This is a genomic window from Solwaraspora sp. WMMD406 (assembly GCF_029626025.1).
GTDB lineage: Bacteria > Actinomycetota > Actinomycetes > Mycobacteriales > Micromonosporaceae > Micromonospora_E.
This window is the reverse complement of the sequence record NZ_JARUBF010000001.1, coordinates 4,253,577-4,276,796: the sequence shown is the minus strand read 5'-3', so window position 1 is coordinate 4,276,796 and position 23,220 is coordinate 4,253,577. Positions and strand designations below refer to the sequence as shown.

Annotated in this window: 21 protein-coding genes; 14 read left to right on the top strand and 7 right to left on the bottom strand. The window is 71.1% G+C overall.

What is annotated here, in order from left to right; translation table 11 throughout:
* Positions 1 to 33: 33 nt before the first annotated feature.
* The 5 genes from O7632_RS18625 (at position 34) to O7632_RS18605 (ending at position 7,756) form a co-directional block, all read left to right on the top strand.
* Positions 34 to 807 (top strand): zf-HC2 domain-containing protein, encoded by a 774-nt coding sequence (locus O7632_RS18625; RefSeq protein ID WP_278116028.1) that lies wholly within the window; start codon positions 34 to 36, stop codon positions 805 to 807.
* 343 nt (positions 808 to 1,150) lie between these two features.
* Positions 1,151 to 3,964, top strand: a complete 2,814-nt coding sequence (gene lanKC / locus O7632_RS18620) for a class III lanthionine synthetase LanKC (protein WP_278116027.1) — start codon at positions 1,151 to 1,153, stop codon at positions 3,962 to 3,964.
* On the top strand, positions 3,921 to 4,022 hold the full coding sequence (locus O7632_RS18615; RefSeq protein ID WP_278116026.1) for a SapB/AmfS family lanthipeptide: 102 nt from the start codon (positions 3,921 to 3,923) through the stop codon (positions 4,020 to 4,022). Before lanKC ends, O7632_RS18615 begins: the two co-directional genes overlap by 44 nt.
* A 132-nt stretch (positions 4,023 to 4,154) precedes the next feature.
* Positions 4,155 to 5,885, top strand: a complete 1,731-nt coding sequence (locus O7632_RS18610; protein ID WP_278116025.1) for an ABC transporter ATP-binding protein — start codon at positions 4,155 to 4,157, stop codon at positions 5,883 to 5,885.
* Positions 5,882 to 7,756 (top strand): ABC transporter ATP-binding protein, encoded by a 1,875-nt coding sequence (locus O7632_RS18605; protein ID WP_278116024.1) that lies wholly within the window; start codon positions 5,882 to 5,884, stop codon positions 7,754 to 7,756. Before O7632_RS18610 ends, O7632_RS18605 begins: the two co-directional genes overlap by 4 nt.
* Here O7632_RS18605 and O7632_RS18600 read toward each other — a convergent pair.
* From O7632_RS18600 to O7632_RS18590, 3 genes are all read right to left on the bottom strand, one after another.
* Positions 7,749 to 8,354, bottom strand: a complete 606-nt coding sequence (locus O7632_RS18600; RefSeq protein ID WP_278116023.1) for a response regulator transcription factor — start codon at positions 8,352 to 8,354, stop codon at positions 7,749 to 7,751. The two genes, O7632_RS18605 and O7632_RS18600, sit on opposite strands and share 8 nt — an antisense overlap.
* A 154-nt stretch (positions 8,355 to 8,508) precedes the next feature.
* Entirely contained in the window at positions 8,509 to 9,114 is a 606-nt protein-coding gene (locus tag O7632_RS18595) for a response regulator transcription factor (RefSeq protein ID WP_278116022.1), read from the bottom strand.
* Positions 9,115 to 9,289: 175 nt separating this feature from the next.
* Complete coding sequence (locus O7632_RS18590) at positions 9,290 to 10,609, bottom strand: hypothetical protein (protein ID WP_278116021.1); 1,320 nt, start codon at positions 10,607 to 10,609, stop codon at positions 9,290 to 9,292.
* 254 nt (positions 10,610 to 10,863) lie between these two features.
* Here O7632_RS18590 and O7632_RS18585 point away from each other — a divergent pair, with 254 nt between their 5' ends.
* The 7 genes from O7632_RS18585 to O7632_RS18555 all read left to right on the top strand — a co-directional run bounded on the left by O7632_RS18585 (position 10,864) and on the right by O7632_RS18555 (position 17,045).
* Positions 10,864 to 11,460 carry a hypothetical protein gene (locus tag O7632_RS18585; protein WP_278116020.1) on the top strand — a complete coding sequence of 199 codons (597 nt, stop codon included), beginning with the start codon at positions 10,864 to 10,866 and terminating at the stop codon, positions 11,458 to 11,460.
* Position 11,461: 1 nt separating this feature from the next.
* A complete protein-coding gene (locus O7632_RS18580; RefSeq protein ID WP_278116019.1) occupies positions 11,462 to 12,115 on the top strand; it encodes a copper resistance CopC family protein in 654 nt (217 codons plus the stop codon).
* A gap of 11 nt (positions 12,116 to 12,126) precedes the next feature.
* Positions 12,127 to 13,767, top strand: a complete 1,641-nt coding sequence (locus O7632_RS18575) for an alkaline phosphatase D family protein (RefSeq protein WP_278116018.1) — start codon at positions 12,127 to 12,129, stop codon at positions 13,765 to 13,767.
* Between the two features lie 137 nt (positions 13,768 to 13,904).
* Positions 13,905 to 15,197, top strand: a complete 1,293-nt coding sequence (locus O7632_RS18570) for a hypothetical protein (RefSeq protein WP_278116017.1) — start codon at positions 13,905 to 13,907, stop codon at positions 15,195 to 15,197.
* A gap of 189 nt (positions 15,198 to 15,386) precedes the next feature.
* Positions 15,387 to 15,662 carry a helix-turn-helix domain-containing protein gene (locus O7632_RS18565; RefSeq protein WP_278116016.1) on the top strand — a complete coding sequence of 92 codons (276 nt, stop codon included), beginning with the start codon at positions 15,387 to 15,389 and terminating at the stop codon, positions 15,660 to 15,662.
* 251 nt (positions 15,663 to 15,913) lie between these two features.
* On the top strand, positions 15,914 to 16,513 hold the full coding sequence (locus O7632_RS18560; RefSeq protein ID WP_278116015.1) for a TetR family transcriptional regulator: 600 nt from the start codon (positions 15,914 to 15,916) through the stop codon (positions 16,511 to 16,513).
* Between the two features lie 376 nt (positions 16,514 to 16,889).
* On the top strand, positions 16,890 to 17,045 hold the full coding sequence (locus O7632_RS18555; protein ID WP_278116013.1) for a DUF6131 family protein: 156 nt from the start codon (positions 16,890 to 16,892) through the stop codon (positions 17,043 to 17,045).
* Positions 17,046 to 17,166: 121 nt separating this feature from the next.
* Here O7632_RS18555 and O7632_RS18550 read toward each other — a convergent pair whose 3' ends face one another.
* Positions 17,167 to 17,373, bottom strand: a complete 207-nt coding sequence (locus O7632_RS18550; RefSeq protein ID WP_278116011.1) for a hypothetical protein — start codon at positions 17,371 to 17,373, stop codon at positions 17,167 to 17,169.
* Positions 17,374 to 18,697: 1,324 nt separating this feature from the next.
* On the opposite strand from O7632_RS18550, the gene O7632_RS18545 reads away from it, so the two are divergent.
* Complete coding sequence (locus O7632_RS18545; protein ID WP_278116010.1) at positions 18,698 to 19,264, top strand: hypothetical protein; 567 nt, start codon at positions 18,698 to 18,700, stop codon at positions 19,262 to 19,264.
* 2 nt (positions 19,265 to 19,266) lie between these two features.
* Here O7632_RS18545 and O7632_RS18540 read toward each other — a convergent pair whose 3' ends face one another.
* Entirely contained in the window at positions 19,267 to 19,623 is a 357-nt protein-coding gene (locus tag O7632_RS18540) for a hypothetical protein (RefSeq protein WP_278116008.1), read from the bottom strand.
* A 115-nt stretch (positions 19,624 to 19,738) separates the two neighbouring features.
* On the bottom strand, positions 19,739 to 20,191 hold the full coding sequence (locus O7632_RS18535; protein WP_278116006.1) for a DUF1707 domain-containing protein: 453 nt from the start codon (positions 20,189 to 20,191) through the stop codon (positions 19,739 to 19,741).
* Positions 20,192 to 20,376: 185 nt separating this feature from the next.
* Between O7632_RS18535 and O7632_RS18530 the strand changes: the two genes are divergently transcribed.
* A complete protein-coding gene (locus tag O7632_RS18530) occupies positions 20,377 to 22,170 on the top strand; it encodes a hypothetical protein (protein ID WP_278116004.1) in 1,794 nt (597 codons plus the stop codon).
* On the opposite strand, the gene O7632_RS18525 is transcribed toward O7632_RS18530, so the two are convergent.
* Entirely contained in the window at positions 22,097 to 23,125 is a 1,029-nt protein-coding gene (locus tag O7632_RS18525; protein WP_278116003.1) for a GNAT family N-acetyltransferase, read from the bottom strand. The two genes, O7632_RS18530 and O7632_RS18525, sit on opposite strands and share 74 nt — an antisense overlap.
* Between the last annotated feature and the right edge of the window lie 95 nt (positions 23,126 to 23,220).

The following is a 23,220-nucleotide window of genomic DNA, read 5'->3' as shown; positions in this document are numbered from 1 at the left end:
AACCGTCCGGACGGCACGACCGACTATTGACATGTGGGGTGCGCAGACTTTCGCGAACTGCTGTCGGCTGAGCTCGACGGCGAGGCAACGGCGGCGCAACGGGTAGCGGCCGAGGAGCACCTGTCCGGCTGTGCCGGGTGTCGGAGCTGGTACGCCGCCGCCGGACAGCTCACCGCGCTCGTCAACGCCGGCGGCCCGGTGCCGGCCGTACGGGTGGATCCGGCGGTGCTGGACGCGCTGCCCACCCGGCGCCGGTTGACCGCCGCCCGGGTCACCATGATCCTGCGCTGGACTCTCGGTCTGCTCGGAGTGGCCCAGTTCCTGCTCGGCGCGGCGCAGATCGGCGGGGTGGCCGACGGCCACCTGCACGTGGCCGACCCGGTCGGTGGGAGCGCGCCGAACCATCTGTGGCACGAGTCGGCCGCCTGGAACGTGGCGCTCGGCGCCGGATTCGTCTGGATCGCCCTGCGAAGGACCCGCCCGTCGGGCATCCTGCCGACGTTGACCGCGTTCGTGGCTGCGCTGGCCCTGTTGTCGGTCAACGACCTGCTCGTCGGACGGGTGGACAACGGCCGGTTGTTGAGCCACGGCTTCGTCGTGCTCGGCTACCTGCTGCTGATCGGGTTGAGCCGGCGGGTCACCGACCTGGACTCCCCCCCGGGTACCGGTCGCCAGCGTCGGTCCCGATGGCGGGTCGACTTCGACGAGGAGCCCCGGCCGGCACCGGCACCGGCGCCGACGCAGCGGCTACGGCTCATCACCGGCGGTGGGATCTCGGCGCGGTCGCGCGACGACCAGGCAGCCTGAACCAGCGGCCGTGAACCAGGCAGCCTGAACCAGCGGAACCGCACCGCATCTGCGGTCGGCTCGACAGCCCAGGACCGGACGATCGCGCACCGGGCGACCCGCGCACCGCGACGCAACCCGTCGGTGCGCGGGTCGCCCGGTGCGCGCCCACACCTGCCCTCGACCGGCCCTCGACCGGCACCGCTGGTCACACGGGGTGTCCCTGAGGATTGTCACACCGCCTCGTGCAGCAATCACCGACGCCAATTACCAGAAGCACTGGAACACCTCTTCGACCTCGCACAGAATCGAGGCAGCAAGTTGTTACGGGGTGCCCCGGTGACCAGCTGCGGAGGTGCGAGACATGGACGAGGGATACGACGCGTACTGCGCAGTCGACCCACTTTTCTACGACTCGCTCGCCACAGCGTCGGCACCCGCCGCCGAATTCGTTTCCGCCGGCTACGAACTGCCGGAACAGTGGCGACGAGAACCGAAGGACGACTGGCTGATCTTCGGCCCGACCGGCGACAAACTCCCTGACCAGGGCTGGAAGATCCATATTTCAGCGACACTGGACAACGCCGAGGACGTCCTGCGGACGGTTCGTGAATACTGCCTGGACCGAGGGCTGCCGTTCAAATGCCTCCGTGGTCCGCGAATGCTCCTGATGCGCAACGCGAAATATGCCCCGCGCGGATCGAGCGGTAAGTTCGTCACCATATACCCGCACGACGACGCGGAATTCGAACTCGCCTGCAAGGAACTCGCCGACGCCCTCGACGGCGAACCGGGTCCACACATCCTGAGCGACCTGCGCTACGGCGCCGGCCCGGTGCACGTACGGTACGGTGGATTCGCCGCCCGGTACTGCCTGTCCGACGACGGTCAGGTCGTCGCGGCCATCGCCGCCCCCGACGGCACCCTCGTCCCGGACCGTCGGGATCCGGTGTTCCGGTTGCCGGACTGGGTTACCCTGCCGGACTTCCTCACCCCGCACCTGGCGGCCCGCAACGCCACCAGCACGACCGACCTGCCGTACCGGGTCGACCGGGTGATCCACTTTTCTAACGGAGGCGGCATCTACGCCGCCCGGGACACCCGCACCGACCGTCAGGTCGTACTCAAGGAGGCCCGTCCCCACGCCGGGCTGGACGGCACCGGCGCCGACGCCGTGGCCCGGCTGCGCCACGAGGCGCAGACATTACGACAACTCGCCGGGATCCCCCACGTACCCGAGGTCCTCGACGAATTCGCCCTCGGCGAGCATCGCTTCGTCGCCCTGGAGTTCATCGACGGCCAACCGCTGAACCGGATCCTCGTCCGCCGCTACCCGCTGATCGACGCCGACGCTCCGGCGGAACGCTTCGCCACCTACACCGCCTGGGCGCTGCGCGTGTACGACCAGGTACGGCGAGCGATCGACGACATCCACGCCCGGGGAGTCGTCTACGGCGACCTGCACCTGTTCAACGTGATGGTGCGCGACGACGACACCGTCGCGCTGGTCGACTTCGAAGTCGCCCAACCCCTCGACGCCACCACCCGACCCGCGCTGCGCAACCAGGGGTTCGCCGCCCCGCGCGACCGGATCGGCCCGGCCGTCGACCGGTACGCGCTGGCTTGCCTGAAGCTGGCGCTGTTCCTACCACTGACCCAGCTGGTGCGGCTGGTGCCGGCCAAGGCCACCGACCTCGCCGACGTCATCCGCGCCCACTTCCCGGTCCCATCGGCCTTCCTCGACGACGCCGTCGCGGAGATCACCGCGACCCCGGTCCCGCCGACCGGCACCGGACCGGCGCACCCCGCGACGACCGCCGCCCGACCGGCACTCCACCCGACCGGCGCGCCGACCGCGAGCACACCGCCAGTCGCGAGCACACCGCCGACAGCGGCACTCGACCCGACCGACTGGGCGGTGCTGCGGCGACAGATGACCGACGCGATCGCCGCCAGCGCCACACCCCACCGCGACGACCGGCTCCACCCCGGCGACATCGCCCAGTTCCGCTCCGGCGGTCTGAACCTCGCCAACGGTGCCGCCGGAGTGCTGTGGGCGCTGGCCGAATCCGGCGGCGACCCGGACCCGGACCAGCAGGACTGGCTCATCCGGCGGGCGTCGAACCCGCCGTCGGGCAGCCGGTACGGCTTCTACGACGGGCTGCACGGCGTCGCCTTCGCGCTGGACCGGCTCGGCCACCACGCTCCCGCACGCGACCTGCTCGGAGTCTGTCTCGACGAGCCCTGGCAGCAGCTCGGACCGGACCTGTTCGGCGGGCTGTCCGGAATCGCGCTGAACCTGCTGCACTTCGCGGCCCGTACCGGCGACACCGCGCTGGGCGACGCGGCCTGGCAGGCGGTGCGGCTGGTCGCCGACCGACTCGACGCCGACGACCGGACGGCCCCGCCGGACGGCGACGGCGCGGTCAGCGGCGGCCGGCACCCGTACGCCGGACTGACCCGGGGCCGCAGCGGCCCGGCCCTGATGTTCCTGCGCGCCTACGAACTGACCGGCGACACCGGCCTGCTGGACCGCGCCGAAGCCGCGCTGCGCTGGGACCTGCGCCGGTGCGTGGTCCGCGACGACGGCGCGCTGGAGGTCAACGAGGGTTGGCGCACCATGCCGTACCTGGCGCACGGCAGCGTCGGCATCGGCATCGTCGTCGACCAGTACCTCCGGCACCGCGCCACCGCTGACCTCGCCGACGCCGCCACGGCGATCAGGCGGGCCGCCCGGTCACCGTTCTACGCCCAGTCCGGCCTGTTCGCCGGTCGCGCCGGAATCATCGCCTACCTGGCCGCCCGCACACGCGACACCGACGGTCAGCGGTCGGCCGACGACGACCGCGCCGAGTGTGCGGCCCAACTCCGCCGGCTGGCCTGGCACGCGATGCCCTACCAGGGTGCCCTCGCCTTCCCCGGCGAACAACTGCTCCGCCTGTCGATGGATCTGGCGACCGGGACAGCGGGGGTACTGCTGGCCGCCGCCACCGCGTTGCGCGACGACCAACCGGTCGGCCTGCCGTTCCTCGCGCCGATCACCGGCGCCCACGTACTCCCCGCGCTCGCGGGGGCAACACCCCGACCAGCATCGGAAGGAGGTGAAGAACATGGCGCTCCTGGATCTTCAGGGCATGGAGCTGCCGGCGGCCGAGCGTACCGGCGGCACCGGCGGTAGCCGGGCGAGCCTGCTGCTCTGCGGCGACAGCTCGCTGTCCGTGACGACCTGCAACTAGGTCTGGCCGCGCGCCCTGGGCGGGTCGCACGACACCCGCCCAGGGCGCGCACCTTGTGCTCCGGGCCACGGCGTCAGGGCCGCCGAGCCCACCCGCCCGCCGGGGCACCCGAGACGGGCTCCGGAGGGCGTGATGGATGCGACCGAACTCGACCGCCGGCGGATCCGACCGATCCGCGACAGCGGCGGTTGGACCGTCCTTCTCGGCCTGACCGCCCTGCTCGGAGGCACGGCCGAGGTGCTGCTGCCGGCGGCACTCGGCCGGGCACTCGACGCCGCGATCACCGGGGCCGGAGCCGGTTGGCTGGCCGCAGCGGCCGCACTCGTCGGTGTGATCGTCTGCACCGACACGGTGGGCGGCCTGGCCGGCGGCTACGGCGTCGCCCGCGCCACCGCACGGCTGCGGGGCCGGCTGATCCGACACATCGTCGGGCTCGCCCCCGGCACCGCCGCCCGGCATCCGGCCGGTGACCTGGTGACCCGGCTCGTCGGACAGGCCGCCGACGCCGGCCACGCCGGCACCGCCCTGGTCCTCGGCGTGACCGCGGTCGTACCGATGCTCGGCAGCGTCGTCGCTCTCGCTCTGCTGGACCTGTGGCTCGGTGTCACGTTCGTCGCCGGTCTGACCCTGCTCACGCTGCTGTTGCGGTCGTTCGTCACCGACGCCGGCTCCGCCATGGACGGATACCTGCGCACCCAGGGCCTGATCGCCGGCCACCTGGTGGAGGCGTTGAGCGGAGCGCGGACCATCGCCGCCGCCGGGACGACCGCCGCCGAGGCGGACCGGGTGTTGGCACCATTGCCGGTACTGCACGGCCATGGCCGGCGGACGTGGCTCGTGCTGGCCCGCGCGTCGGGGCGTACCGCCGCGCTGGCGCCGGTGCTGCAGCTGGCCGTGGTCGCGGTGGCCGGGTTCGGGGTCGCGGCCGGCCGGCTCACCCCGGGACAGCTGTTCGCCGCGATGCAGTACGCCGCGCTCGGCGCCGGGCTGGGCGCCGTGGTGTCCAGCCTCAACCAGCTGGTCCGGGCCCGGTCCGGAGCCCGGCGCGCGGCCGAGATCCTCGCCGAGCCGGCGATGCGCCACGGCACCGCCCACCTGCCCGCCGGGCCGGGTGAACTCGTGTTCGACGAGGTGTGTGTGACCGCACCCGACGGCCGCACGATCCTCGACCGGGTGAACCTGCGCGTCGACGGCGGACGGACGGTGGCCGTCGTCGGAGCCTCCGGTGCCGGCAAGTCCACGTTGGCGGCGCTCGCCGGACGGCTGCGGGACCCGGACCACGGTCAGGTACGGCTGGACGGGACACCCCTGACCGAGTTGGACCGCGACACGGTACGCCGGGCGATCGGAATCGGGTTCGAACGTCCGATCCTGACCGGCGACACGATCGGCGAGGTGATCGGGCTCGGCCGCGACCCGTTTCCGGTCGCCGAGGCGCGGCGGCTGGCCCGGGCCGCCGCGATCGACGACTTCGTGGCGCGCCTACCGGACGGCTACCGTACGCCGCTCGCCCAGGCACCGATGTCCGGCGGCGAAGCGCAACGGCTCGGGCTGGCGCGGGCGCTGCGGGCGGACCGGCTGCTGGTCCTCGACGACGCGACGTCGAGCCTCGACACGTTGACCGAGCACCGGATCTCCGCGGCGGTCGCCGGTGCGGCCGACGGCCGCACCCGGCTCGTGGTCACCCACCGGGTCGCGGTCGCCGCCGCCGCCGACCTCGTGGTCTGGCTCGACGCCGGACGGATCCGAGCGGTCGGCCACCACCGCGACCTGTGGTACCTGGACGACTACCGGGCGGTGTTCGCGACGACTGCCCCGGCCCGAACGACTCCACCGCTCGCGGACCTCGGAGAGCATCGATGACGATCCGGTCACCGGTGGCCCGGTTCACCCGACAGGCCCTCACCCGTCACCCGGCGGAGCTGGGTCGCCTCGGCGCGTGGTCGCTTGTGGAGGCGCTACCTGCCCTGGTCGGCGGCGCCGCGACCGCCCGTGCGGTCGACGACGGTTTCCTGGCCGGCCGGCCGGGGACCGGAATGCTCTGGCTGAGCGGCATCGCCGTCGTGGTCCTGATCGGCGCGGTGGGCACCGACCACACGTACCGCTGCCTGGCCCGGATCGTCGAACCGGTCCGTGACCAGCTGACCAGACTGGTGGTGACCAGCACGCTCACCCGCGCGGTCGCCGACCTGGATCCGGTGCCGGCCACGGTCGTTCCCCGGCTGACCCACCAGGTGGAGATCGTTCGGGACACCTTCGCCGGCCTGCTCATGGTGGTTCGTGGATTCCTGGTGACCGCGACCGCGGCTCTGGTCGGGTTGGTGACGCTCGCTCCCCCGATCGCCGCCCTGGTCACCGTTCCCCTGATCGCCGCCCTGGCGGCGTTCCTCGCGGCGCTGCCGACCATGGTGGCGCGCCACCGTGACTACGTTCACGCCGGTGAGCTGCTCGGCAGTCGGGCGAGTGACGTGATCACCGGGCACCGCGACATCACCGCCTGCGGGGCGTACCAGTGGGCCACCGGAGAAGTCGGCCGCCGGGTCGACAGTCAGCTGGTCGCCGAACGCCGGCTGGCCCGGATCGCGGCGACCCGCGGCCTGATCCTGGCCATCGGTGGCTGGTTGCCGCTGGTGGCGGTCCTGCTCGCCGCGCCGTGGCTGGTCCGGCGCGGGCTGACGGCGGGCGCGGTCCTCGGAGCCTTGGTCTACGTCACCACCGCGTTGCAGCCAGCGCTGCAGAGCCTGGTCCAGACGGTCGCCGGTGGTGGGCTGCGCTACGTGGTCACCCTCGACCGGCTTCTCGGTGAGTCCGGCCGGCACGACGCCGGCACGACGCCGGGCGGGCGGCCGGGCGGGCGGGCGGCGCCGTCAAGGCCGCCCGGGCTGACCGGGTCGACCGGCGTGGTCGGGCCGTCAAGGCCGGTGGGTACCGGGGCCGCCGTCCGCGCCGACGGCACCGGTACGTCGCCGCCGGCGGCGGTGCAGTTGCGCGATGTGACGTTCCGGTACGGACCGGCCGCGCGACCGGTTCTGGAGAACCTGACGCTGCGGCTGTCGGCAGGTGAACATCTCGGGGTCGTCGGTCCGAGCGGTGCGGGCAAGTCGACGTTCGCCGCCGTCGTGGCCGGGCTGCGGCCCGCCGCACAGGGCGAGGTACGGCTGGCCGGGCAGCCGGTCACCGGGCTCGACCCGACGGCGCTCGCTGCCCTGCGGGTCGTCGTGCCGCAGGAGGCCTACGTCTTCACCGCCACGCTCGCCGACAACCTGCGCCATCTGCGCCCCGACGCCACCGATGACGACCTGCGGCGGGTCGTCGACGTGTTCGGACTAAGTGGCCTGATCGACCGGATCGGCGGGCCGGCCGCCGTCGTCCGACCGGCCGCGCTGTCCGCCGGCGAACGACAGCTGCTGGCGACGGCCCGGGCCTACCTGTCCCCCGCGCCGCTGGTCATCCTCGACGAGGCGACCAGCCACCTGGACCCAGTCGTCGAAGCCCGGGTGGAACAGGCGTTCATGGCCCGACCCGGGACGCTGATCGTGATCGCGCACCGGATCAGTTCCGCGCTGCGGGCCGACCGGGTGCTCCTCATCGACGGTGGCCCGGCTGTCCTCGGACGACACGAGGAACAGCTGGAGATGTCCGACACCTACCGGTCCCTTGTCGGGCACTGGTCCCGGCCGACCGGACCCGGACAGTCAACTGACCCGGCCGACCGGAGCCGGACCGTCAGCTGATCCAGCCGGCGTCCCGGGCGATCCGAACCGCTTCGATCCGGGTCCGCGCGCCGGCCTTGGTGGTCACCCGCGACAAGTGGTTACGGACCGTCCCCGGCGACAACGCTAGCCGGGCTGCGATCTCCACGACCGGATGACCCTCGGCCGCGATCTCCAGCACCTGCAGCTCGCGGGCGGTGAACGGAATCCGAGTGGTGAGTGCCTCGACCACCAGATCCGCGTCGGCGACCGGCTCGTCGCGGGCCAGCCGCCGGATGCCGTCGACGACCCGCTCCGGTGCCACGTCGTCGCTGAGGAACCCGACGGTGCTGGTCTGCTGGACCAGCGCTCTGCGTAACTGCGCGACCCGTCGCGCGGCGGCGAGGACCAGCACCGGGGCGGGCAGTTCACAGGGCCCGGCGCACTGCGGTGGACCATCCGCTCCGTACACCGCGAGGTCGACGACAGCGACATCGGGCCGCACCGCGTAGACGGCCGGGCCGATCCGATCCGCGGTTCGCACCTCGGCGACCACCTCGATGTCCGGCTCAGCGGACAGTACGAACGCCAGCGAGCCGCGCATCAGTGCCCCGTCCAGCGCAAGCAGCACCCGGATCATCCATGCCCCTCTCGACACCCACGAAACACGATGGACCACCAACAGTAACGATTCAAACACACCACCGTACGGTGCGCTCGATGGCCGAGGCCGGCGGACCGCACACCAAACGATGATCGCAATCGATCGATGTCCGGTCCGCCGGTCGATCAGGTCAGATCCACCCTTCCTCCTGCGCCCGACGAACGGCCTCCAGCCGGTTGCGGGCACCGGTCTTCCGCAGAATCCGGGACAGGTGGTTTCGCACCGTGCCGTACGCGAGATGCTGATCACGGCCGATCTCCCGCAACGGGAGACCGTCCGCCACCGCCCACAGCACCTGCCGTTCCCGGCTGGTCAACGGGTTGGCGGAGGGTCGTAGCGCCGCGACCGCCATCGCGCCGTCCACGACGCGTTCACCGGCGCTGACCCGGCGGACCAGGTCCATCAGGTCGGCCGGCGCGATGTCCGCGTCGACGAACCCGCGCACCCCGGCCCGCAGCGCCGCCGCCAACGATTCCGGGCTGCGCTCGGCGCACAACACCAACAGACGGCTCGTCGGCGACGTCGCGCTCACCTCGGCCGCGACCCCGGCCAACTCCGGCCCGAACCGCTTGGTGCCGATCACCACCACGTCCGGGCGAACCCGACGAACCTCCTGCGCGAGCCGGCCGACGTCCGCGACGCCAGCAACCACTCGCAGGTCATCCTGACTGGACAATACGGCGTCCAGCGCGCCGCGTAACAAGCCGACCGCTTCCACGATCATGATCTCGATCAACGTATGTCTCCGCTGTGGATCCCATCTGGCGAATACGCCGATCGACCGGCGGCCACCCCGCCGACGACCGGCGCCTGGACAGCACAACGGCGGGCTACCCGGCCCGGTACCACCGGCCCAGGGTCGGACCGACCAGCAAGGGACGCTGGTCGGCGTGGCCGCCGCGGACCAGCGGTCAGCCAGGTGACTCGGCGGGAGCGGAAGATCGGCCGTCGCCGTGGTGATCCGTCGCGGACACGACCAAGGGCCGGCCGGCCGGCGGCCGGACGCCCCGGACGCCGCCCACAGCGGTCGGCGGATCGACAGTCGAGGAGGAGCCGGCCGTCGCGGGACCGGCGGGTTGGGATCCGGTGCCCGGCTCGGACGGAGCCGGACGCCGGAGGGGAAGGGAACCGACACCGACGTTGGTCGTCGCGGCTCCGATGGTGCCCGCCGACGCGGCGACCAGCGCAGAAGCGAAGAGCCCGGCCGTACCCTCGGTTCGTCCGGCCGGCTCGGCGCCGGCGAGCGAAGCGGACGCGACGGGAGACGAACGAACACCGGCCGACGGCCCGACAGGGGGTACGGCCGGAAGCATCTGGACCGGGCCGGCGACACCGGACCGGGCGGGCCACGGCGTGTCCGGCGGGCCAGGAGCCGACGGCCGTGGCGAGGGCGACCAGCCGATCCGGTCCCGCACCGTCGCACCGACGATCGCCACGGCCGTGGCGGCGGTGTCCCACACGGCACCACCGACACGGCGAAGGTGATCGACCAGCGCCACGATCCGGAGGATCTCGCCGCCCGGTGTGACGTCGAGGTGGTCCCGCACACGATCAGCACCGGCCGGCGCGCCTGGCCGGCCGGGCACGGCGGCCACACCGGACAGCACTGGCGAATCCGGTGTAGCCGGACGCCCGGTATCGACAGCGGGCGGTTCCCGGTCCGCGCGGCCGACGACCGGGTCGCCGCCGGCCGGACCGCCAGTCTCGCCGGCAGCCGGACCACCGTTCTCGCCGCCGGCACGCCGGTCGAGCCGATCACCGCGCCCGGCCCGGCCGCCGTCGACGGCGCCCCGGCCGGAACCGGCCACCGTCGACGGCGCGGCAGGATCGGCCGGACGGGCACCCCGACGAGGAGCACCCCGGTCCGGGCGACGGACGCCATCGACCCCGCGAGCCCCGTCCGTCGCCGGCCGCTCACCCGACGTCAACAGTCCGACCACCGGCGACGACGACCCGATCGGCTGTTCCAGCCGATCCGGCCGATCGATCGCAGCGAGGACCGACGGGGCGACCGCGCCGACGACGGTGGGCACCTCGGCGCCGGCGAGCGCGTCCGGGACGACCGGACCGGACCGATCGGCGGCCACCGGGCCAGCAGCCACCATCAACGCGAGGTAGGTGCCGCCCAGTCCCGCCGCGAACACGGCGCACCGTACCGCCCAGACGGCCGACGTGGCGCGGTCACGGTCACGGTCACGCCCGAAGCCTCGCACCCGCCATCCTCGCCGCATCCTGCCCACTCCTGTGTAGACGCCCGCACGACCATAACGCCACAGCCGACTCCGCGCCGCACCCGACGTCGCGCTATCGGCTTGCCGACAACAGCTGGACAGCCGGCCGACGGCATGCCTCGACCACACCCGGCAGCGCGCCGGCCCGTACGTTCGAAAAGCCCTAGGCCCGCATATTTGAAGAACCGCCCGCGCACGCCACGCTCATATACTCCTGGGTGACGGACCACCCTGCCCCGAGGAAGAGGTCCCCTATGGCCACCGCCCGTCCCGCCCGTGCCGGATTCCTCGCCCAGCTCAACGGACGGCACCACCGCAGTGCCCTCAACATCTACCTCTTGATCGTCATCGCCCACTGGGCCGAGCACCTCGTGCAGGCCTACCAGATCTGGGTACTCGGCATGCCCCGCCCACAGTCGCGAGGCGTACTCGGCCACTACTTTCCCTGGCTGGTCACCGAGGAATGGCTGCACTACGCGTACGCGATCATCATGCTCATCGGCCTGTTCCTGCTCCGACCCGGCTTCGTCGGCAGAGCCAAGACGTGGTGGACGATCGCCCTGGTGATTCAGTTCTGGCACCACATCGAGCACCTGCTGCTGCTCATCCAGGTCCAGGTCGGCGCCAACCTGTTCGGCGCGGCCGTGCCGACCAGCATCGTCCAACTGGTGATCGCCCGCGTCGAGCTCCACCTGTTCTACAACTCGGTCGTGTTCCTTCCGATGCTCGTCGCGATGTACCTGCACCTGCGCCCCAACCAGGCCGAGCTCGACGCCTCGTCGTGCAGCTGCGTCCACAAGCCGGCCAGGAACCTGCCGACGTCCTCCCCCTCGGCCACGGCCACGGCCTGACATGCCGCTCGGCCGCCCGCTGGGCATGGTGCTGGCCGGCCTCACGCTGCTCGTCCCCGCCGCCTGCGCCGGCGGGACCAGCGGTACCCAGCCGGCCAGCATCACCACCGCCAATCCACCTGATCAGGCCAGCCTGCCGCACGCCCCGGAAGCCGTCGAACTCGCCTTCTCCGCTGAAGTGCGGCTGGCCGACTCACACGTGGCGGTCGCCGACGACGCGGGCACCGTACACAACGCCGGACCGCTGCGCCCCGGCCCCGACCACCAGCTGCGCCAACCCGTACGGCTGGGTGACGTCACCGGCGACCTCACCGTGGCCTACCACGTCGAATTCACCGACGGCGGCGAGGCACGGGGCGTCCTCCGGTTCAGCGTCGGCACCGGTCGCCCCCCGGCCAGTGCGCAACCCGACGTCGACGCGCTGCTGGCCGAAGCCGGCCACGTACACAACATCGATCCGCTCAGCGGCATCCTGCTGGCGGCGAACGCTCTCCTCGTCGCCGGCATCTGCGCCCTACTGATGCTGCGCCGACCGGAACGCCCCGGCGTCGCCCGCTACGTCACACCGTGGCAGACCGAGCGCCGCCGGAACGAGAGACGAAGACTCGACGAAATCCTCGGACGACAGGATCAGGATCCGCACCGGACCGACTAGACACAAAGGTCATGACGACCTCCATCGACCGGCGTACCTTGTTGCGGATCGCCGGAACCTCGGCCGGCACCGCTGTCCTGGCCGGCGCGGTGCTCCACTCGGCCGATCCCGCCCACGCGGCGGACGCAGCGTTCCGCCACGGCGTCGCCTCCGGCGACCCGACACCCGACGGCGTCCTGCTGTGGACCAGGGTCACCCCCACCGACGACGCCACCCCCGGATCGGGCGACGGACCTGACGTGACTCTCACCTGGCAGGTGGCCACCGACCCCGACTTCACCGTCCTGGCCGCCGCTGGCACCATCGCCACCGGAGCATCGCGCGACCACACCGTGAAGGTCGACTGCGTCGGCCTGGCTCCCGGCACCACCTACTGGTATCGCTTCGGCTACCAGGGCCAGTGGTCGCCGGTCGGCCGTACGACTACCGCCCCGGCCGCCACCGCGGATGTCGACGAGCTGCGCGTCGGTGTCGTGTCCTGCGCCAACTGGGAGGCCGGGCACTTCGCCGCCTACCGCCACCTGGCCCGGCGTACGGACCTCGACCTCGTCGTCCACCTCGGTGACTACCTGTACGAATACGGTACAGGCGAGTTCGCCGCCGGCGACCGGGTGGTCCGGCCGGTGCGGCCGGCACACGAGACCCTCAGCCTCGCCGACTACCGCGTCCGGCACGCACTGTACAAAAGCGACCCGGACCTGCAGGCCCTGCACGCGGCCGTTCCGTGGGCGATCACCTGGGACGACCACGAGGTCGCCAACGACCAGTGGTCCGGCGGCGCCGAGAACCACACGCCCGGCGTCGAAGGTGACTGGGGGCGGCGGCTGGCCGCCGCCCGGCAGGCCTACTTCGAGTGGATGCCCGTCCGCGTCGGATCGGACGGCCACATCTACCGGCGGCTGCGCTTCGGTCGGCTCGCCGAGCTGTCCCTGCTGGATCTGCGGACCCACCGGTCCGAGCAGGCCTCCGGCGTCGCCGTCGACGACCCGACCCGGACCATCACCGGCGCAGACCAGATGCGGTGGCTGCGTACCGGGCTGGTCGACTCCGACGCCCGGTGGAAGCTGGTCGGCAACCCGGTGATGATCGCCCGGCTGGACGTCGGTTCGCTACCGGCCTGGTTGCTCGGCCCGCTCGGACGGCTACTGGGGATCCCGGAGAACGGGTTGATCCTCAACGTCGACCAGTGGGATGGCTACAACGCCGACCGCAACGCGCTGGTCGACGAGCTCCAGCGGGCCGGCACCACCGATGTCGTCTTCCTCACCGGCGACATCCACACCTCGTGGGCGAACGAGATCACCACCAGGTCGACCGGGCCGAACCGACCCGCCGCCGTGGAGTTCGTCGTGCCGTCGGTGACGAGCGACAACGTCGACGACTTCCTCGGCCTGCCCGCCGGCAACGCTCTCAGCGCCCTCGCCGCCGGACTGCTGCGCGCCACCAACCCGCACGTACGGTGGACCGAGCTGGACGGACATGGATACGGCGTGGTCACCGTCACCACGCAGCGGTGCCGGATGGACTGGTACCACCTGGCCGACCGGACGGACCCCGCCAGCGGCAGCAGCTGGGTCGCCGGGTGGTCCGTCGAAGCCGGTACGGCGGCGCTGCGGCGCGAGTACGCACCGTCACAGTCCTACCTGGGTTGAACGTAGGCGGTGCGACCGGTCCGGTCACCCGACGCCATGTCACCAAACGGACAGAGAGCCGGAAGTGACGTACGGTAGTGTCCCGCGAGCGGCCCCACCCGGGCCGTACCCTCTCCTCGATCCCATCTGGAGGATGTATGGCCTCGTCGGCCCTGCGACGGCTGACCGCGGGACTTCTACCCGGGATTCTCCTGCTCGCCCCCGGTGCGACACCAGCCCACGGGGCGACCTTCCCGGGCGAGGTCCAGGCGGACAGCTACTCGACCCCGGTCGGGATCAGCGCGGACGGACGCTACGCCCTGTTCACCTCGACGGCCACCAACCTGGTCGATGGTGGTCGCGGCGCGTGGCACCTCTACCTGCGCGACGTGGAACAGGCCACGACCGAACTCGTCGACGTCACCACCGCCGGAGACGTACCGACGGCCCCGGTGACCGGCCCGGCACAGCTGAGCCTGTACGGCCGATACGCCGTCTTCGGCAGCAACGCGGACGGACTGGTCGGCAACGACCTCAACGGCGTCACCGACGCCTTCCTCCGCGATCTCCGTCAAGGGCACACCGAACTGGTCAGCGTCGCCAGCGACGGCACCGCTGCCAACGACTGGTCGGTGCCGGCGGGAGTCAGCGCCGACGGGCGGTACGTGATCTTCCAATCCAGCGCGACGAACCTGGTGTCCGGTGGCACCCCGACCGGGACACGTCACCTCTACCTGCGGGACCGGTCGGTCGGCAGCACCAGCCTGATCGGGCCGATACCGGCCGACTCCCTGGCACCGGGGTGGAGCCCGGTCACCAGCGCCGACGGTGACCATCTCGGCTACGACCTGCGCTCGGCACAGTCCGGCTGGGTTAGCTACCGGCACCATGTTCCCAGCGCGGCGGTGACCGCTGTCAGCACCGCCACCACCGGCATGCCGGCCGACGCGTCGACGCACCTTCGGTCGATCAGCCGCAACGGGCAGTTCGTGCTGATGGACTCGGCCGCGACGAATCTGGCTCCCGACGACACCAACGGCGCCACCGACGTGTTCGTACACAACACGCACAACGGCCGGACCTCGCGGGTGAGTCTGGCCGACGGCGGTGGCGAGGCCGACCTCGGTGCCAGCGGCGGAAACCTCAGCGCCACCGGTCGCTACGTGGCCTTCGAATCGAGTTCGACCAACCTGACCGTCGGGTCCGTCGCCGGCCCGACACAGGTGTACGTGCGGGACCGGGAGGCCGCCCGGACGTACCTGGTGAGCCGCTCGACCCTGGGCGGTCCCGGCACCGGGTCTTCTCGGTGGGCGGTCCTCAGCGCCAACGGACATTACGTGACGTTCGCCTCCGACGCCACCGATCTGGTGCCCGGCGACACCAACTCGGCCCGGGACGTGTTCGTACACGACCTGACCAGTGGCACCACGACGCGGGTGAGCGTGGGCTGACGCCACGGACGTGGCCGGACGACTGCCCCGAAGATCGAGCGATCCTCGGGGCAGTCGTCGTCGATCCGGCTCCTGCCGTTGATCCGACACCACGTCGTGTCAACCAGCGGCATCGGCCGCGCGACGTACCGGGTGCCGGTCCGGCACCCCGCCCGGCTCCGGTAGTCCGTCTAGGCATCGGAGCTCGCCATGCGCGCCGACCATCCCGACCAACGTCCGACGAACGCGGAGATCGTCGCCCGGTACCTGTCCGGCCAGCCGATCCGACGAATCGCCGCTGATCTGGGCGTCTCGTACAGCTACGTGCACCGCCGGCTGCACTACTCAGGTATCGCCATCCGCAGCCGTGGCGGGGGGCGGGGGGCCCGCTCCGACGGCCGGTCCACGACGGATTCACCCGCCGGGTGCGCGGATCGTGGCGGAGCCGCTGGTGTCGACGGATCGGACGACGACTACGTCGACTGATCGGCCGGACAGTCCGTCGCACCGCTACCAGCCACACTGGACGACAGGGCGAATACACCACCGGCGGGCTGTCCAAGCAGGTCCTACACTGGCGGCGTACCTTCCGCCCGCGATCGGCGGGGACGCCGAACCAGTCACCGCTCACATAGGTCAGATAGCCACGATGGTTGATTGCCGACTCCGGCCAAGGCCAGCTCAGTGGTGGTTCGACACGGAAGGTGCCAAGCAAATGCTCGTTCTATCAATACATGATGAGGGAGACGATGGGGACTTCCCGCAGCCGCCGGGACCACATACTCCACCGGGCCGGTGCGCTCTTCGCCAGCAAGGGCGTCGCCGGAACCACGGTACGAGAGATCGCCGACGAGGTCGGGATCCTGTCCGGCAGCCTTTACCACCATTTCGAGTCCAAGGAGGCGATGGTCGATGAGATTCTCGCCGGCTATCTCAACGATCTGCGCGACCGATACCACGCGGCTCTGGAGGGAGCCGACGGGCCCGCGACGCAGCTGCGCAACCTGATCCGGGCCACCTTGGAAAGCGCGGCGGCCCACCCGTACGCGTGCGAGATCTACCAGAACGACGCCAACTATCTGCGCAGCTTGCACCGTTTCGGATACCTCCGGACAGCGGGTCGCGACATCGAGCAGATCTGGCTCGGTGTCATCGATACCGGCCGGCTGGACGGATCGTTCCGCACCGACGTGGATCCGAAAACCTTCTACCGGCTCACCCGAGACGCGGTATGGCTCACCGTCCGATGGTTCAAGCCCAGCACCAAATACCCCCTCCACCGTCTCGTCAACGACTGCACGACCGTCTTCCTGGACGGGATCACTCCTCGTCGCTAGGGTTTCGCGCCCGGCTCGCCGTTTGCGAGTTTCCGGCGTCCATCTGGTTGGTTGAGCTGCGACTCCTGACCTGACGCCTCGCGCACCCGGGCCGTCCGTACGGTCAGCGCTTCTCACTAGGTCCTTTAGGGACTGTCGAATCGCTTGGTACGAAATGGATCTCCGGTAGGTGGCGGCGCACGTCGTCTAGAGCATCCTAGGACGCTAGGTGTCTGGTCGGAAGGGTCCGGCGAACTGGTACGACCATCGGAAGGGCTACCGAGGTGTCCTGACCGGGCCCTCAGCACGCCACGCTTGTCGATACTCGGGGATTGACCGGACGCGCTCCCGGGTACGAGTGGACCACCTCGAACAACCTGCGGTTAGGAGCGCCACCATGTTGCTACTCGGCTTGATCCTGCTCGTCCTCGGACTGGTACTGAACATCTCCATCCTCTACACCCTGGGAGTAATCCTGCTGCTGGTCGGCGCGGTCCTGTTCATCCTCGGCGCGGTCGGCCGGCCGGTGGGCGGACGAAAGCACTACTGGTAGGCCCCGCGCTTGGGTAGCTGACCCAGCCCGCCAAATAGTTGATCTTGTTGTGGGTTGGATGTGGACCGGCCCGGGGGCAAGGACCTTGCTACCCGGGCCGGTTGTCGGGAGGGCGTGAGGGTCAGCCCGCAGTGTCGTGGTCGTGGAGTTGGAGGGGTTCGAGGTCGTCGTCTTCGTCGTCGGTCTCGTCACCGGGTGGGTCGTGGAGGTCGGGGTAGCGCAGGACGTCGGGGCCTTCGTCCCAGTCGAGGCGGTCGGGCCATTCGCGGTACTCGGCGATGGTGACGGCGCGGGTGGCGGCGCGTTCGTCGACGGACACGCGTTCCATGGTCTCGTCGTAGATGATCGCGTCGTGGACGTTGGTCGACGCGGATCAGGAGGTGTTGTCGCAGCTGCACGGCCGGGGCCGGCTGAGCTGCGCGTATGTTGAAGTTCTTCGAGATCGAGGGCCGGTTCCCCCGGCATGTCGGGGAGGTCCCGCCGGCGGCGGTGGACTACCTGGTTCGCCAGCTGGGTCTGACAGGTGACGACGCGGCGCGGTTCGAGGCCGGCCGCCTCTCGCGACCTCGATCTCGAATCCGCCTTCGTAATGGTCGTCCTCGCGGGAGGCGTCGTACTCGCGCCACCGTGCCGCCGGAGCAGCTGTCGGATCCGGCCCGCCTCCAGTGCAGCCTTACGTCGCTGCTTCTGGTCAGCCGAGTCGCTCATGCAGTCACCGTAACGAAGCAGCGACACCCCGTACATCACGGAAGATCGATCACCATCCCCACGCCAAGATCAAAATATTGGCGGGCTGGGTCAGCTACCCAAGCGCGGGGCCTGGTAGCCCACGCCACCCGGGCTCGCGGGACACCACCTCGACCGTCGGATTGGCGACGGTGGCGACACCGTCCGCGCCGCCGGTCCCCGCCGCCGCGTCAGAACCCGATCGGGCCGGTGGTTCCAGGGTCGCTCCTCTCCCCTGGAACCACCGGCCCGATCTCGGGACACATCAGCACCCGACACCGCACCCGCAGACCCACGTCGGGTCGACCATGCGATCACCAACAGTCACCATAATCCCGCGAGGTCGATGCGGGAAATGCCTCCATCGGACCGACCGCCGAAACGCGACTTCAGAGACGGCGCACGTCAGAAGCGACGCACACCTCGTGACGGCAAAGTCGCTTGCCGATTTCTTGGGAATCGGCCTGTACGCCCAGTCACCACACCGAGGGTCGGATAGGCCACAAGCGAGATCTCGCGGCAGGCCGGGCGGCCCGCCCCGAACCTGCCCCAGCCGTGGCACGCACCCCGTGACAGGGTGACAATAATATTGACGTACGTCAGTGCATGGGCGGATCGAACCGGGCTCAGGTCCGCAATATCCGAATCAGCACCTGGCATTTACCTCTGCCGTCCCCGGCCACGGAGAAGTATCGTCGGCGAGGCGGTATCAGGACCTGTCCCAGCGACCAGAGGCAGATCTCACACAATGCGGTACGTCCGACGGGTGAGCGGCGATGGGCGCCAGCCCGCGCTCACCTGACGGCAGGGCTGGACCCGCGCCGCTCTACCACCCGGGAGACCCGGTGTGGGTGCACCGGTCAGGCGCCTGGCGACCCGGCGAGGTGCTGGGCCTCTCCCCCACAGCGGTCACCGTCCGTTATCGGGTGACCGGTTCCGTGGGCACCGGAGTGGACACGCTGGTACTCGGCCGACCGGAGCTCGTGCCACGGAGCGGACCGGTTCCGCCGGCCGAACCCTGGCCGGCCGGTCGGCCGGCACGCCCCGCCAACAGCGACCACGGCCGACGGCCGACGGCACCCGGTCGACCGGCCGGCGAAAGCAGCACGTCGGCCGGAGAAGGCGCTCCCCCGCCGTCCCGAGATCGCACCACCTCGCCGCCGGGACCAGCGAGGGACCGATCACCAGCCCGGCCGGGCGGCCGACCAGGCGGCGCACCGCCCAGCGGGGCCGAGATCGCCGCTGCGCGGCCCGGCCCGGCGACCCACCTCACCGAGTTCCGAGTCGTCACCCGCGGCGCGAACGGCGTACCGACCGAGATCGGTGTCGTCTGCGCGGTGGACCGGCGGACCGGCACCATCCACCTCCGGCTGCCCGACGGCAGCATCAGTCGGTTCGATCTTCTGCTGGCCCGAGCCGCCGGCCTGGTGTTGCACGAGGCGGTGATGAGCGTGCTGGACCACCGGGGCGTCCGGCTCTGGGTGCGGAGTTGACGTCAGTCGCGGGCCGAACGAGATCGACCGCTTCCGTCACCGCGCCGCTCGGCGCTGATGGTCAACTCCGCTCGACCAGGCTCGGCGGCGGTGACGGTGACCGTCATCGGCCCGACCACCGCTGTCTGGCCGAGGTCGATCGTCCGAGTGTCGTCGGCGTGGACGACGGTCACCGATCCGGCGACGAGATCCCGGAAGGTGACCTGCTGGTCGAGGATCTCGGTGCTCGCCGAACCGTTGGTCTTGACGGCCACCGTACACGTGTCGTTGCGACACTTGGCGCTGGTCGTGGTGCAGGCGGACAACGGTAGCAACAAGGCCGGGACAAGTGCCGCGGCGACGATTCGGGGCAGGCGCATGCCCGACACGGTGACACCATTCGCCGGGCGATTCCCCAGGGCGCCAGCGACATGGCATCTTCCTGGGATGTCCACGGCCCGACGAACACGCTGATCGATCGGCGGTGAGCGATTGTCAACCGACCACGATCAGGAGAATCAGCGCCACGACCGACAAGACGACACCGCACAGGCCCAGTAGGGTCGCCATCATCGCCTTGCCGCGTTGGTCGGCCGACGCCCGACCGGACCGACTCAGCCCGATGGCGACGACGCTGCCCAGAGCTCCCAGTCCGTAGCAGGCGGCGATCGGCAACGCCACGATGGCCAAAACCAACGCCACGGTGGTACGGGTGGCGACGGCCGGATCCGTCGTGGGCGAGATGGCGGGGACCGGGCCGCTGGCATCCCAGTGGAATCGGGGTGGCAGGTCCGACAACTGGTCGACCAACTCGCCGGCGGTGCGGGCCGACACCACGGTCGTCAGCCGGCGTTCGTACTCGGCCAGGTCCAGGTAGCCCTCGCCGAGCGCCTCGTTGAGCAGCGCGACGACCTGGTCGCGCTGTTGGTTGCCAACCCGAACGTTCATCCGCCGCCGCATCCTTCCCGTGTCGCCGAGGCTACCGCAGGTAGGTCGCCCGGCCGGGTCACGACCGGGCAGGGATATGGGTCAGGACGACCGGGCGGGGGTGGACCGATCGGCCGGCATGCCGCATCATAGCTAGCGCGGAGTAATCAAATCATTACTATAGGCAATCGACTGGAGGGGGAGGCATGCCGACTTCCCGGCTCGGCCACCGTGGCACGATCGACCACGGCCCGGTGCCGGCGATCGGACCCGGCCGGGTCTGGACTCCGCTGGTCGTCGGATCCACGCTGGTCGCGTTCGGTGCCACCGCGGGCTGGTTGTCGGCCGTGTCGTACCGGCCGACCGGTCTGGCGTACGCGAACGCGGTGGCGCTCTGCCCCGCCACCGACTCGGCCGCCGATTGTCTGCGGCCCGCGACCCAGCCGGTTGGGCTGCTGATGCTGGTCGGAGCCGCGTTCGCGCTCGGCACCGGTGTCGGCCTGGTCCTGCTGGTGCCGTTGTGGGACCGAGCCCGACTGGCCGGCAGCCAGCGCCCGCACCCCGCCGTCCAGGCCCGGTTCGTCGAACTCTGCCGCCAGCATCGGCTGACCGGTCCCCCGCAGCCCACGCTGCGCATCGGCGGACGTCGGGTCGCCAGTACGTCCCTGCCCGGTTGGCCGGCGACCATCGTGCTGCCGAGATCGGTCGTCGATCCGCCGTTGCGACCGAGCGAGTTCGATCCGGCGGTACGGGGCGAGCTCGACCGGATCGACCGTGGGGCACTGGCCTGGTCCGGCACCCTACGCGGGCTACCGTGGCTGGTCTGGCCGGCCACGGTGGGGCTGATCGGCACGACGGCGTCGGCCGTCCCCGCGTTCGCGGGGTCCTGGGACACCGGAGCCCGGATCGCGCTGCAGGGGGTCCTCGTCACCGGCATCGTCTGCGGGGCACGGTGGCTCGCTCAGGCGCGCGGGCGGACGCGGCCGGCCGGCTGGGTCGCCGGGATGGTCAGCGGTACGGCCGTCGGCGCCGTGGCGGTCACCGCGCTGGTAACCGGCTGGCATCTGGCACCGGCGTCGGACGGAGCATCGTTGGTCGTACCGACCGCACTGCTGGCCGGCGTGGTGTTGGCCGGCACGCTGTTGGCCGTGGCCGGCAGGCGTCGGCCCGACCGGTCCGGGCCGCGACCGCGTCGAGGCGCCCTCGTCCTCGGGGCGGTGGTCGGCCTGGCCACCGGGCTGACGGCCTTTCCGGTCGTTCCCACCGTCTCGACCCGTACCTCGATCCCGTTGACAGCGGCCACCGGTGGCCCGCCGGCGGGCGTACCCACCGTCGGGCCGAGTCCGACGAAACCCGCCGCCGGTCCCGGCCCCGTGTCCCGGCCGGCCGCGCCGCTCGGCACGGCAGCGGCAAACCGGGCCGCCCGCGCCGTGGAGGTGCTGCTCGGCGCACGCTGGCGGGCCGATCCGCTGCCCGTCATCGGGTCCGGGACCGGCCGGCGGACCATATGCCATCCCCGGATGCTCGACGGCTACCTACGCGGCGTCCGGCCGCACCGGGCCGGCCATGGCGTGGCCCGGTACGCCAGCCTACCGGCACCGGGAACCGACAGCCTGCATCGGGTGATCATGCAGATCGACGTGGTGTCCTACCACCACCCGGTCGATCACGTGGTCGTCGCCGCCGAACGCGCCACCTCGGTCTGCCGCGACCACTTCGACGCCTCGTCGGGCCTTCGGGTCCAAGCGCTGGTCCGCCCCGCGCCGCCGCTGGGTGACCGGTCGTGGCGGGTGGACCTGACCCAGACCCTGGGCAGCGGCGCCGGCCGGGTCACCGCCACGACGGCACTGGTGCTGGTCCGGGCCGGCACGACGCTGGTGCTGGTCACCATGACCGTGACGCTGACGCAGATGGACGAGTGGCTCCTCACCGAGGCGCTGGATCGTACCGTGGCGGCGCTGGACGAGCTGTCGGGACGATCCGCCGCCACGCATCGATGATCTGGACCGGCCGCATCCCTTCGCCTAGATAGAGATTGAGCGCGGGGCGGGACGGATCCGTGTCGACGTGCAGGAACGTTCCTCTGCGCAGGTCCGCCGCGTCGGCGGCCAAGGCCCGACGCAGCAGCAGCCGGCCGAGGCCGCGGCCCTGCTTGTCGGGGTGCACGGCGAGCAGGGCCACGTAACCGGACGCCTCGTCGGGCAGGAACGCGTTCGACCGTAACACCAGACCCGCCGGACGGTCGTCGACGTACGCGACCTCGCCGAGTGACCAGTCGTGCGTACTGTGCGCCTCCAGGTGGCGCAGCCAGTCGGAGTAGGACTTGGCGACGAATCCGAAATGGTCGGCGAAGGCCGTCTGGTGCACCGCCCACGCGTCGCGACGGACCTCAGGGCCGTTGCTGGTGGACCGCAGGTCGATGTTCGGTGGCGGGGCCGGCATCGGGCGGGGCCGGTGCGGATCGTGGGCGATGAACAGGCGGTAGAACACGGTGGCGACCGCGAAACCGAAGCCGGAGAGCCGACCCGCCCGGTCGGTGTCCTCGCTGTAACACGCGGCGTCCACCACGGCTCGGGGGTGTCCCAGTCCGGCCGCCAACTCGACGGCGCGACGTTGCACGAAGTGCCAGAGCCAGGCACCGACGGCGGGTTCCGTGGGCAGGTGATAGACGTCGACGTCGACCGTCTCGCTGGTGCCCTTGCGGCAGGCCCACCCCCAGCCGACGAGATGTCCGCCCGGGTCGCGGACCAGCCAGCCGTCCCGGGCGGGATCGAAGTCCGGTTCGGCGAGCTCGTCGGCGACTTCGTCCTCGGTGTAGTCGGGGTGGCCGATGACCGCGGTGTTGCAGGCCGACATCAGCGCGAAGATCTCCGAAACGTCGGCCCGGACGGGACGTGACCGGGTGTGTCCCGCCGGCAGCGGCGGCGGCTCGGTGTAGGGCGAGGTCGAGGGCATGGGGCGATTGTGATTGGCGGACCGGCCTGGGTGCGAGCGATTTCAGCGCCAGGTCGGCAGATATCCCAATAAGCACCACGAAACGTATCAAGCCG